The following is a 13396-nucleotide window of genomic DNA, read 5'->3' as shown; positions in this document are numbered from 1 at the left end:
TCAAAGCTGACTGAGTGTTCAATATTGGCTTTGCTAATTAAGCCAATTTTTTTACAAACGCTTTCATAAACCTTTAACCCCTAAAAAACGGAAAATATCAACGACTCGGTATTTAGACAGGAGTTTCCCTAGGTTCGCAGACACTTTTGCGGAATCCTTTATTGAGGAGTTCCGACTTGGGGGAGGCACATTCTTTCCTACTGTAAGGCTCAGCCCATTCAAAACTAAAAAATCATTATCCAGACTATATTGAATACAATGATTGGTTAATTCTCTGTATTCAGTTAAGCGAGAATTCAATCGAAAAATTAGAACGTTATTGTTTTCTTGCAATTTATTTAACGTGCTTCTCGAATTTATATGCCCTAGAACGGCTTTCCCCTCCTTAGGTAACGAAAGAGGAAGCACCAGATAAGATAGAAGGAAATTATCCTCTCTTCCAGTGTAATTCTGAAAGAAAGAAACTAAGACAGGTGTCAGCAAAAATGGATTGTTAAAAACAAAGTAACTATTCTTTATGTATTCATGCATTCACACACCAACCACCTTAAATCATGCTCATCGGAATCAGTCAACTCATGCAGCGTACCATTGCGAAAATACATAGGAGTGTCTGGCCAATCAACTGAAATCTTTGAGCTTGGAACCGTAGTAGTCATCTCAGAGTAAAAATCTTGGGACAAATCTATAGGGTTCTCCCTATCCAGCCGCCGTACCTTACTTCTATATTTTCTCCTAAATAATTGTAATAGTTCGTTTGAATAAGTGCTCAAATCATCCGGGGAACATGAATAATGTTGAAAAAATTGGGTTATTGCTTCGTTTGTCTTTAGGTAATCTTTGATCGCGTCCAGTATCTCTTCTTCACATTCAATTTCTCTAATTTTCTTTACAAAATTACGCTCTTCAAAATTCGCTGGTTCAGGATCCGAGATTTCAATATTTGGAAATTGAAAATTCTTTGGACAATACGTTTGAGTAAGATTACCTAAAACCTCAGCAAAGTCCTTATATGTGATTACCCATCCATCCCCAGGCCTGTCATTTTTAGAGCATACGTATCCAAAAAGAGCATCAGCGACTACTTTTTTATTTTTGTCCGGAATCGACATAAGCCTAGTAGCGAGAATATGGTTATAAAGATCTTTTGAAGAAGGCGCACGCGACAGAATTTGAAACTTCCCAAGAACCAAAAGCAATTTCTTTTCTTTATCCTCAGCTAGTACCTCCTTTATCAGTCGTAAAATACTTTCACTTTTCCCTTTACTTTTATAGTCGCCCCCGGCCGCCTTGAGAATTGCTAGTTTTTGGTGAGGAGATTTTTCATTCCATTCGGCCAAGCTACTTTTTTTTGAGATCTTTTGAGTTATTAGCAAAAACAATGAGTTGTAATGACCAACCTCAAATTTTTCTTGTAACCAGTTATTCAGAGTTTTCCAAAGATTTTCACTTTTCTCAGTTAGATTACCCGCCGTTGTCTTTACTTCTGTTTGAGAATCATGAGATACAGTTACATCCCCAAAGCGTTCTATGTAAATTTCTTCATCTGGGGCCAGATCGAAACATGCATTCAGAGCCGCTAAAAATTGGTAAATAATTCCTTCTGTTGAGCGCGAAGCATTGTTTTTTAAATTTGTCATTAGAAGATCCTCCTCTCAGGAGAAAAAATCATAGGCAGCTCTCTTCATCATCAAAATTTTAATAACCCTACGCTATCCCGCACATTATTAAGGCTATCTTATAACTTATATTTTATTAAAATAAGTTCAGGGCCTACGCATGAAAATTATTTAATTGCAGTCGGCAATACTTCTAAGGCCTTATCTAAAACCGAGAACTTTTCCATAAAGCGCTTAACTGTTATTGGCTCTTTTCCGGTTAGTTCAATTTCATGTTCTTGGGCATTCCTAATTATTGCCAAAGTTGTCTTATTAAGCAGCGTTCTATTTTGAATATAGTTGGCATTTTTACATTGAGTACGATCTTGATTGAAATCGACGCATATGTTGTCATAATACTTTCTCTAGAGAAATTAAAATAAAGAACATGGATAAAAGATCTTGGAGGATACTGAAGTACTTCAAAACGTTTTGGTGGGTAAATTGTCTTGTCTCTTCAAAAACCTCTATTTCCCTTATCAGTCCAAAGCAAACGCCGGAGACAACCGTGTTAAGTGTCCGAACTCCATTTGCCAATGATTAGCAATCCACTCTCCCAAAGTCTTTCCCGAAGGAAGGCTTACTGGTTTAGTCTCGGATAGATAGTACGAAAGACCGACCGTCTCAAATGGATGCAACAAGCGGATTAAATCTCCGCGGCTTAAAGCATCGCGACAAAGAATTAATGGAACGCCCCAGCCAATACCAATTCCTTCCAATGCAGCTTGCAGGCAGCTCTGAGAACAGTCAACGCAAAAGAAATGCTGCGCTTTAACCGATATGGTCGCTCCGTCAGGTCCGTACAAGCACCTGAGAGACGTATTCCAGTTGAAGCAAGAAATCAGACAATGCGAATCAAGGTCCCCCGGCGAAATGATTTTTTGGTGAGTTTCCAAGTATTTTGGTGAGGCAACAAGAAAGGTAGGAACGTCACCAAGCCTCTCTATTGGGCCCGGCGGCTTTTGGTTGAGATTACAAAAGACTGCCACATCAAAACCCATCTGAGACCCTAAATCAATTGATTTGTTGTCCGTTAATTCAATATCAAAGTCAGGGAACTCTTCTCTAAAAGCTTTGAACCAGCGAATAAAGACAGGAATTGTTCCATTTGGCACCTTAATTTTGAGGGTACGCTTTATCGAATCTGATGAAGTAGAAAATTTTTGCAAGCACCTCTCAAATTGGTCTAGCAAAGGAGAAATTTCTGTGAGCATGGCGGTGCCTCTTGCAGTAAGCGCGACGCTATGTGGGTTACGGCGAAAAATCTCAAAACCAAGTTCTGCTTCCAAAGCTCGGATCTTTGAGCTAATCCTTCCTACGTCCAATCCGGCATCAGCTGCGGTTTTGTTCATAGAGCCTAGCTGAGCAACGCGCCTGACTAAATGCCAAGTGTCCAGCCGAAGCGCATGAAGTGGAGAAGAAGAATTTGGATTCATAGGGTTAACCCAGGTTTGCTAAAAACGCCTTGATGACTTATTCCGTGACGCTTAGAATTATAGCCGTTGATGTACATTTTCATTTAAGGAGTGTTCAAATGAGATTTAAAGCCGCTTGGTCTGCCGTTTTAGTAGCCGCAGCTGTTGGTACGATGAGTCCTGCGAATGCCTGCTTCACTATTATCGTGGGTAAAAACGTCAGTGCCGATGGAAACATTATTGTTGGCCATAACGAGGATAACGACGGCCGGGTAATGAGTAATCAGTACTGGGTCCCTCCGGCTGTACACAAAACAGGAGAGATGCTTCAGTATGAACCCAATACCGCTCAAATACCTCAGGTAGAAAAAACTCTAGGCTTCTGGTGGCAACAAACATTACACCCGGACGGTTACGCTTTTTCCGACGGTTTTTACAATGAAGCCGGAGTTCTCATAACTTCTAACAACTGTGATCTGACCATTGAAAAGGATGAAAAAGTCAAGGACGGAGGTATTGGTTACGGTATTCGTCGATTGCTCGCTGAACGCGCTACATCAGCCAGAGACGGCGTCAAGATTGCTATTGATTTGGTAACTAAGTACGGTTACCGCCATCAAGGAAGAACTTATACCATTGCTGACTCAAAAGAGGCTTGGCAGCTTGCTTTATTAAAGGGCGGCCGTTATTTAGCCAGACGCGTCGGCGACAATGAAATGACCGTAATGAGCAATGCCTTTTCGCTTGGTCAGGTCGATTTGAAAGACAAAGAAAATGTCATCGCCTCTCCTGATTTAGTACAGCATGCTATAGAGAAGGGTACTTATAAGCCAGCAAAAGCCGGAGATTATTCAGACTTTAATTTCCGCGAGGCCTATCAACTTCGGGCTCGAATCGACAGACCCGCTAACACTGAGCGAGTACGCGCCGTCCTTTATCGACTCACCGGCAAAGACATGGTACAGCCATACAATTATCCCGAGTCTATGAGTATCAAACCGGAAAGAAAGATGTCGGTTGCGGACGTCCGCGGACTTCTAAGACAAAACAATCCTTGGTACACCAACAAGTCCGGTTGGAAGCATGAGATGTTCAACGAAACCTCTAATTCGGGCACTTTTGACAGCGCAGTGTACGTTCTGACCAAGAATCCTCTGATATCTTACAGTTGGAGAACCTCCGGGCGTCCCGATTCCCAGTTTTCTTATCCGCAATTCATGCTTGGAAAACCAGCGGACATTCAGTCTTATTTAACGCCGGAGCAAGCCACAAAGGCACAGTTTAGAAGTGTACCGAATGACTTTGACTACTCTCCTGACCGAACGGTTTTCACGTTTATTAATCATCAAAACTTCTTAGATTGGGATAATCTGGCATTCAGAAAATTTGCGGACAAACAAAAAGTCTTCGAGGCACAAGCAGAACAGGATTTTGCAATAGCTTACGAGCGAGCCCTTCAGCTCTCCACGGTAAGCAAAGAAAAAACAGTAGACCATATGCATCAGTTCAACGTTGAAAGCTTCGATAAAGTTCTGGGAGCAACGGCATCCGAAGTAGCGCAGAACTACAAGGCTACGATTGCGATTGGTGCAAGCAAGCTTTCTATCAATGACAAAGGCAATGTCACTGTCACTCTTTTCTCTTCCAAAGATATCAACGCTGAAGGAATTGATCCAAAGCAAACTTTCTTTGGGGACGGATATCCCGATGGAAGCTTGAATCGGAACTTGCAACTGACTAACCCGACATCTGTTGAATTCAAAGATGTTAACGGGGACGGGAAAAAGGATGCGATCCTTTCTTTCCCTGTTAAAGCTGCTGTGGCTCAAACTTTCCCTGGTGTAATGACTCAGTTGTATCTGTGGACGAAAATTGAGGGTGAACCAGTGATAGCCATGGATACCGTTAAGATAGAAAAGTAGTTAAACACCGTCTGTAAGCAAGGCAAGGCTGCTCTGAAAATTTTGGGGCAGCCTTTTGCTTCGAGCTCAAGATGCAATTATTGTAAGATAGGTCTTCTATTTCATTGCATACAAATACTATTTAAGCATTTTTGCTTGGGGACGCTCCGTGCCCCGTCTCCTAGGCATTCAGCTCCACTTGGCTTGAGAGTCTTTTCCAACTCGTTCTCCATAGCCAAAGAACCAAAGCGTATGTCTCATGACTTTTATGTAAAGTGTTCTCGACTTTAATGCCGCTGCGGTCCGTTACTACTTACACCTTCCACACTTGCCATAAAGTCATTTCGACAGATCATGACGTCTGAGACAGAGGATTTTTTTAGGATCCAGAAACCTGTTCCGGCTACCTGAACTTCATAAGTTTCCCTGAAATCCATCTTGAAGGTTATTCTTGCGAACTTGCGGAATAATGATTTCCCATCTTCTCAAGATTTCTACGTCTCTGCACAGTATCTATTATCAGGAGCAACCATGTGAATGCCTCGATGAAGAGGCTAAAGGAAAAAGCCAATGTATTTTAAGATCCTAAACAAAGGTTCAGAATACAGGTTATCGTTACTGGCTCTGAGGCAATGGTGAGAGTTTTATACTCCGAAACCCTTAACCAAAGAGCTCCCATGGCTGTTCTAATCTTAGAGTTATCAAGGCGCAGAGCCTCATATAATAAATGGCAAATCTATCGCTGAGCGCAATATTTCAGGCCTTATTTAATGACCTGAAAGAACTTAGTGCAGTGACCATTGAATCCGGATATACGGGCAGCAACCGGAAAACGTAGACCTCCGCCTCTACAGATAGGACTCTCCGGACAGAAAGGCCTGTTTTGGGGAAAGAACAACATGATAGCGAAAACCGATAAAATCAACCTCTTGAATTTGCTTTGAAATTATTTTGAACAGCAGAGGCAAAAGAAAGATATTTCGGTAATTTTTATAAGGGTTGTTGCTCATTCATTTTTTTACATATTGTTTTAAAGTGTAAAGGTCTTTTATGAAGACCGCTGACTGTTAATTGAGGAACGACGTTAGCGAACTTAGATTTCTCTTTCTCAAAGAAAATGGAGAATTTCAATGAATAAAATCTTTAAAGCAATATGGAACGATGTTACTCAGACATTTGTTACCACAAGCGAGTTGCAAACATCACGCGGCAAAAGGACTAAATCAGTAGCAGCTGTTGCTCTGACTGGACTTATCCTGCTGACAACAGGGGGGGGGTAATTCAGTTGCTGCGTATGTTGAACCCGGAGTAATTGGCGATAAAGCTTCCTGGGAGACCACAGAATATAACTACAATTGGGGCTTAGGAGCAATGAATGCCTCTTCTGCCTACGCCCTTGGCTATTTCGGCCAAAACACAATGACCGGTGTAATGGATTCTGCTGCTTGGCTCGGAAATCCTGATTTGAATACACCGCGTATCACGGTTACACATGTAACAGGTACTTACGGTTCAAGCGGAAACCGCTATCCTCAAAGCATTTACTCAAAAATTACTAAAGGTCAAACTCCGACCCCTGGAGCAGGTCAACCCTTTACAGAAGGGGAAGAATTTGACGTTACAGGCAATTACACAATTCCAATTAATGATGCACATGGAACACAGGTAACTGGTGTTATTGGCGCCGAAAGAAATGGAGAATGGGGCCATGGTGTTGCATTTAAAGCTGATGTCATTGTTGGGAATACAGGAGCAAACGACAACAATAATTACGGTCCTTTCCAAGACTACACCTTCTATAACAAAGGTTATAAGGCACTTGCCGATGCAATTATCGACGCCAACGGAGCTTATCGCGGCGGCATGATCAATAACTCGTACGGCACTAATACGAAGATTTACAGTTCAGGCGGTTATATCTTAACTCCGGATGAAATGCAGGACCTTTTAGATGGTAAAGGGACTTACGACACCGCCGCCGCTGCCTATGCAGTTACTTTCTCCGGTGACTATAGTTTCTTAGGGTTAAATGACGTCCCCGGTGCTGATCAATACTCAAAGAACCCGTCTGCATTTGAATGGGAATACATGTATTTCAAATTGAAATATGGTGACAAACCCAGTTTCTTAGACGGCGCATATGATGCAGTAAAAGGCACTAACGTTATTCTCTCTTGGGCCGCTGGTAACCAAGATAGAGGAACACCTTATCTTAAGGGTCTTTACCCATACTTCCATCCGGAAGCCGAAAAGAATTGGTTAAATGCAGTCGGCGTCATGCAGACTCGCGGAGATAATGACCAATATATGCAGGCAACATACTGTAAAGCCGGTTTGGCCAAGTGGTGGTCGATGTCCGGTCCAACCGCATACCCTGGAATCGGAACTACTTATGTCACCACTCAGCTCGCAGACGGTCGTCTGACTACAACAGGATTTAATGGTACTTCCGCATCAGATCCTCAAATCTCCGGTGCTTTTACTGTTTTGCAGTCTCGTTATCCAAGCATGACAGCCATCCAGGTAAAAGATGTCATGTACACGACAGCGAGCCATGTTGGACCGAATGGTCAACCGTTTACAAACTGGACTGCTGCTGAAGGCACTCCCGATGTGATCTACGGTTGGGGTATGCCTGATCTAGAAAAAGGCATGTACGGTCCCGGTCAGTTCTTGGATCACTTTGAGTATCGTCTTAATGAGCCACTAGACGTTTGGAGCAATGACATCATCGAGGCTGGTTTACAGCAGAGAGAAAAGGAAGATCTTGCTTGGATGGAAGCAACCAAGAATGGCACAGATCCAGCTGCAGGAGGTGCTTACACTCTTGGAGACGACTTAGTAGTTTTGGATGGAAACTTAGATTTCTATGACAATGCTGTTTCTCCAGAACAAGCTGAACAGTGGCGTAAAGAATACTATGCCGCTCGTGCTGCGTACATCCAGAATAAGATTGATAATGGCTTATATAAAGGCGCATTAATCAAATCAGGATCCGGTACTTTGGTGATGACAGGCAACAATAGTTACACCGGCGGAACAACTGTTAAAGAAGGTGCCCTTTACGGTTTCACGGAATCCTTTGGAACCGGTACAGTTAATGTAAACGGAGGCACATTCGGTGTGCTTGAAAGCTACAACGATACCTTCACACAAAAAGGTCTGTTAAATACGGCTGCAGGAGTGACTAGAGCTGCCGTCAATAAAGCAAATGTTGTTGTTAATAACGGCGGCACATATGCTATTGTTGCAGATCAAAATGTTCAGGTTGGAAACCTGACGTTTAACCCGGGTGCACAGATCGGTGTTGATTCTTTGACAAAGAATGTTTTCGAAGAAGCGTATAACGGGAACCCTCAGACCGGTACCGTTACGGCCGAAAACATTGAAGGCTTTAACAATGCTATCGTTTCTCCTGATTATGCGTTAGTAAATCATACCGTTACATTGAATGGAAACACCATTACCGGTACATTGGAAAAAGGCGATAAGACTCTTGCCGATTATGCTCTCAATGCAAACGGAAAATCAGTAGCTAACGCACTTACAGCTGATTCAACACTGCTGGCTGGTCTAACCAGTGCTACAAAAGAAGAGGCTAGAAACACCATAGCTTCTTTGGCTAATGACATCCATGCTACAGCTAATGCGATGACGATTGCCAACGGGCAATCGCTCATCCGCTCGGTCAAAGATCAAGCAATCGGTATCGACGGCGCCGCCAGAGTTGCAGATGTTGACGAAGGTCGCGCACGTCTTTGGATGTCTGCCGTAGGCAACTGGTCCAAGATGGATCGCACTGCCTCTTCAAAGATGGATGCTGACTTCTATACCGGTTTGGTAGGTTTAGAGGCTGACATCAACCTCAACAATAAAGTTGGTGTATTCTTTGGAGCCGGCAAGACTAAATTTAAAGCTCACAGCGATGGAAAGATTGACTCCAACGATCTACACTTCGGTATCTATGGCCAGTCAAAACTTAATCCGGTTCGCTTGAACTATGGATTTGCCTACACTCATCAGGATAGAGACTCAGCTAGAAGCTTAATCTATAAGAACCAAACATTTGGTTCTTCCCCGAGCTACAACGCCAGCGTTGCACAAATCTTTGCAGAAGCTGCTTACACCGGTTTGAACCTTGGCTCTGTCGAAGTTGAACCTTATGTCGGTTTGGCATGGATGCATCTGTCTGCCGACGGATTCAGCGAAAACTATGCAGGCGGTCAAGTTAAAACAGACTTTGACAAGCAAAACTTAGCCGTCTCCAATGTAGGAGTTAGAGCTAAAGTTCCTTTTGATGTTGGGTCAGCCAAGTTTAAAGCGGTTGCAGATGTGAACTGGACCCAATTCATGGGCGACACCAGAGGAAAATCTACTCTGAAATTTGGTAACGGCGCCACTGCTAAGATCCAGAGTGAAAAACTCTCTGCAGTTGCTTCAGTTGGTCTGGGTGTTGAAGCTCAGTTGGGCAAACGAGTCGCCTTAGGAGTCTCTTATTATGGAGCCTACGGCAGCAAAATTAAATCTAATGGGGTCGGCGCAACTTTGAAGATTGCTTTTTAATCGATTTGAAAGATCTTTAAAAGTTGACGAGTAGGATTCAATGCTTGAGGCCTACTCTAAGGCAGAGAACAATATCTTTATTGTTCTCTGCACATTACCCTCACAAAAGAACTTATAAATTTCAAACGAGCTATTACCTCTAGTTAATAGCTTTGGAGGTTATATGGACTTCATAGTCGCATTACAAATAGTTGTGCTGTTAGGTGCAATCTTTGTCGGTGTCAGATTAGGCGGCATCGGCATCGGATATGCCGGTGGCGCCGGCGTTCTTATTTTAGGTTTATGTTTAGGCATGAAACCAGGCAATATTCCTTGGGACGTAATCCTGATCATTGCCTCGGTCATTGCAGCAATTTCTGCCATGCAATTAGCCGGAGGACTGGATTATTTGGTTTACATTGCAGAAAAGATTCTGTACAAGAACCCCAAATATATTAACTATCTCGCTCCGTTAGTTACTTATGTTTTAACGATTTTTGCTGGTACAGGCCATACCGCTTTCTCTATGATTCCGGTTATCGTGGAAGTGGCTAAAGGCGAAAACATTCGTCCTTCCGTTCCGCTTTCTATCGCGGTAGTCGCTTCCCAGATCGCTATCACCGCCTCTCCGGTTTCTGCCGCAGTTATTTACATGACCGGTGTTCTCGAACCGTTTGGCTGGAGTTATCCGACACTATTAGGCGTATGGCTGCTAACAACGTTTGCCGGGTGCATGATTACAGCGTTCATAATGACTCTTATCAGCAAGATGGATTTAGCTACCGATCCAATCTATCAAGAACGCTTGAAAGAAGGTTTGGTTAAACCACCTGTCGGTTTGAAGGAAATGAAAATTACACCAGCTGCTAAGCGTTCTGTCTGGGTTTTCTTAATCGGAGTTGTTTGCGTTGTACTCTACGCATCTGCCATTTCTCCAGCTGTGGGCCTTATCAAACAAGTTGTCGTTCCTCGTGATGCTGCCATCATCAGCTTGATGTTGTTGGTCGGTGCTTTAATTACAACACTCTGCAATGTTAAGCTCGGAGATATTGCTTCCACTTCTGTTTTTAAATCAGGTATGGTTGCTTGCATTTGTGTGCTCGGCGTGGCTTGGCTGGGTGATACTTTTGTGTCAGGTCACACTAAAGAAATCAAAGATTTTGCATCTCAGACCATCAGTCAGTACCCTGCCCTTCTTGCTGTCGTTTTCTTCCTAGCCGCTATGCTGCTTTATTCGCAGGCCGCTACTGCTAAAGCTATCACTCCGACAGTGGTCGCCGCATTAGGAATCTCCGCTGCAAATCCGGATAATGCGTATATGCTAGTCGCTTCCTTTGCAGCTGTTTCAGCCCTGTTCGTGCTTCCGACATACCCGACACTTTTAGGTGCTGTTCAGATGGACGATACCGGTACAACACGCATTGGCAAATGGGTATTTAATCACTCGTTCTTTATTCCAGGCGTATTAGCAATTGTATTTTCCGTTGCTTTAGGGTTTGCCGTCTGCGGAATCTTTTAAAACCATAACAAACTAGCTCTATCAATGTTATCCAAGGAGGAGAGGGTTCCAGGCTTTCCTCCAATATAAACCACGCAGTTTTAAGGAGTAATGTTCATGACTCTTATCGCTTTAGCTTTTAAAGTAGGCTGCGTGGTTTATCTTTTTTCCCGACTTTGACACCAGATTCATCAAGAAATCTGCGGGAACCTAGGCTCCATCGAGGTTCCCAGACTTTATAAAAATTACGTCTGTGTAGCTAAAGTTTTTGCAATCGGCAAATGTAATTTCCTTCTTAGAGAAGACGGAGTTTCCACTCGATTGAGAGCGTCCAGCCCAAATACGGTGGACATTCGGTCGAACAACCCAGCCTCATACAGTCTTAAATAAAGAGGCACCTGAGGGTTAATATCATCGTAAACAACACTGGCGGTTTTGATGCTCTCAAGCATCTTGTCGTGTGTGATTTCTTCTTTGCCTAACTCCCTTTTAAGCATGAAGAGCATGTATTTTTCAATGACCAGGCTTATAAAACAACTAAGGAAGTGTCCATAAATGTGAGGATCCGTCCACACGAAGCACTGACGTGTTTCCAGATGAGTTTTTGAGACTCTAAAACAATCTTCAATTTGCCAGAGTTTTCGATAAATACTGGTTGCTTCATGAGGCGAAATTTCAAGATTCGTACAAATAACGTAATAACCGTCCCACTTGGCCTGTTCTTCAATTTTGTCCCAATTTATACGAGGAGAACCGGTCCCTTTAGGGATCGTAATAAGGGATTTATACCCGCAGCTTCGAAGTCTGTTTGGATCATCGACCGCCTTCTTTGCCTTCTCAATGGCTCTGTCTCTATCGGCCTTATCTTTAGCCGCTCTTGCCGGGCTGTAAGAGACGATCCAATTTAGTTCCATGGTGCCTAGAACCTTTGGGCCCCGGTACCGGCGATGAGTAGTCGGACTTTCTTTCCTCTCGTGCAGTTCCTGAGTCACATTCAGTGTTTTATATTGACACTTAACCTCTCCGTCGTCTTTGCAAATATACTCCTCCCAGTTGTCGGGATCCAGAATTTGAGTCTTTATTTGCGCCGCAGAGTTTTTAAACTTCTGAGCAATAACGAAGTCGCAGCCAATTTCTTTGAGAGCAAATAGGTTCTCAGCACAATTCAAGCCACGGTCAGCAACCACAATCAGCTGTTTGAGATGATAGGTATTTTTTATTTTCTTAATCAACGGCACCATCGTCCCGAATTCACTGGTGTTGCCTGCAAGGAGTTCATAGTCAATGGGGATGCCGTTCTCATCCATAACAAGTCCAAGCACGACCTGAACCTCGTTAACCTTATGATCTTTGCTTAGACCGAAATCCTTGTATTCAGAGACACTGTGGCTCTCAAAACTGTAGGTGGTCACATCGTAAAAGGCAGCCGTGACAGTCCTTTTTGTTCTTTTCTGGATTTCTTTATTTAAATGTCTGACGATGGTTTTCTTATCTTCTTGAAGCACATCGAGAACTTTATACAAATCTTCAAGATGATCGACTTGGCCGTGATCAATGATGCTATGAGCACGGTTATTAAAGCTTTTCAACTTACTTGAGGGATTTAAGAACCTCTGCTCAGTCAGAAGGTAAGCAGTCTGGTCATAGGGATATTGGATTTTTCTGCCTTTTTGAAGATGGCGGAACATCTCCGGCATTTTTAAATCTAACCACACCTTCCTTATAAGAGCCGAGCCAACATTGAGGCTCTTGAAATTGCCCGGTTTCTCGTTAAGACCTTTAGCAGAATCAGCCAACTTATCCATTCTTCTTTTGGCTTGATTTTCAAGTTCCAGAGATTTGTTCTGAGCTTCTAGAGCATTCTCCTTAGCAATGCGTTCTTTGAGTCTTTCCACATACTGAGGATCTTTTTCTAAAGCGGCATCAAGTCTGCCGTGGTTTTCAATTATTCGAGAACGAGGTTGTCCTTTTTCATTTCGATAACTCGAATAGACACGGATGTATTGATGATTTTTAACTTTAACCACTGAAACATGCAAAGGCATTTTTCCGACTCCGACTACTGTAAGGATATTATACCTGAATTTTTTAAAACACGCTACTTTTACGCTACAAAGACGGTAAATTTTTTTGCAGAGGAACCCAGAGCGCGTCTGGTCTCATCTGCAAAAATAGGTGTCAAACTCGGGTGACTCTTATCGCTTTAGCTTTTAAAGTAGGCTGCGTGGTTTATCTTTTTTCTCTCGCACTGCTGACAGTTTTGTTCTTAGTTATCTCAGTTTATCGAGTGATTGAAGCAGAATTCCCTCGTTTCCTCGAGCGTATCGTAAAGACATTCCGATAACTCTATCCCATCTTTCAATCTATAGAAGAGACACAACT

The 13396-nt window shown here is 42.9% G+C and carries 8 protein-coding genes; 4 read left to right on the top strand and 4 right to left on the bottom strand.

The genetic code is table 11. The annotated features are described in order from the left end of the window. Window positions 1-63 precede the first annotated feature (63 nt). From ADH67_RS13725 to ADH67_RS02245, 3 genes are all read right to left on the bottom strand, one after another. Window positions 64-531 carry a three component ABC system middle component gene (locus ADH67_RS13725; RefSeq protein WP_066591223.1) on the bottom strand — a complete coding sequence of 156 codons (468 nt, stop codon included), beginning with the start codon at window positions 529-531 and terminating at the stop codon, window positions 64-66. Then, window positions 516-1640 (bottom strand): hypothetical protein, encoded by a 1125-nt coding sequence (locus tag ADH67_RS02250; RefSeq protein ID WP_066591221.1) that lies wholly within the window; start codon window positions 1638-1640, stop codon window positions 516-518. Before ADH67_RS02250 ends, ADH67_RS13725 begins: the two co-directional genes overlap by 16 nt. Before the next feature lie 497 nt (window positions 1641-2137). After that, a complete protein-coding gene (locus tag ADH67_RS02245; protein ID WP_066591219.1) occupies window positions 2138-3094 on the bottom strand; it encodes a LysR family transcriptional regulator in 957 nt (318 codons plus the stop codon). 98 nt (window positions 3095-3192) lie between these two features. On the opposite strand from ADH67_RS02245, the gene ADH67_RS02240 reads away from it, so the two are divergent. From ADH67_RS02240 to ADH67_RS02230, 4 genes are all read left to right on the top strand, one after another. Further along, window positions 3193-4995 (top strand): C69 family dipeptidase, encoded by a 1803-nt coding sequence (locus tag ADH67_RS02240; RefSeq protein ID WP_089275693.1) that lies wholly within the window; start codon window positions 3193-3195, stop codon window positions 4993-4995. Window positions 4996-6104: 1109 nt separating this feature from the next. Beyond that, on the top strand, window positions 6105-6254 hold the full coding sequence (locus ADH67_RS13390; RefSeq protein WP_236578451.1) for an ESPR domain-containing protein: 150 nt from the start codon (window positions 6105-6107) through the stop codon (window positions 6252-6254). A 91-nt stretch (window positions 6255-6345) separates the two neighbouring features. Continuing rightward, entirely contained in the window at window positions 6346-9537 is a 3192-nt protein-coding gene (locus ADH67_RS02235) for an autotransporter domain-containing protein (RefSeq protein WP_236578450.1), read from the top strand. A 163-nt stretch (window positions 9538-9700) separates the two neighbouring features. Next, window positions 9701-11035: an anaerobic C4-dicarboxylate transporter gene (locus tag ADH67_RS02230; RefSeq protein ID WP_066591216.1), complete on the top strand. Its 1335-nt coding sequence runs from the start codon at window positions 9701-9703 to the stop codon at window positions 11033-11035. Between the two features lie 224 nt (window positions 11036-11259). Here the strand turns inward: ADH67_RS02230 and ADH67_RS02225 are convergent, their stop codons facing one another. Beyond that, window positions 11260-13059: an IS1634 family transposase gene (locus ADH67_RS02225; protein WP_089275692.1), complete on the bottom strand. Its 1800-nt coding sequence runs from the start codon at window positions 13057-13059 to the stop codon at window positions 11260-11262. Window positions 13060-13396: the final 337 nt, after the last annotated feature.

The organism is Turicimonas muris, assembly GCF_002221595.1.
Lineage (GTDB): Bacteria > Pseudomonadota > Gammaproteobacteria > Burkholderiales > Burkholderiaceae_F > Turicimonas > Turicimonas muris.
This window is presented reverse-complemented; position numbering and strand designations above follow the sequence as displayed.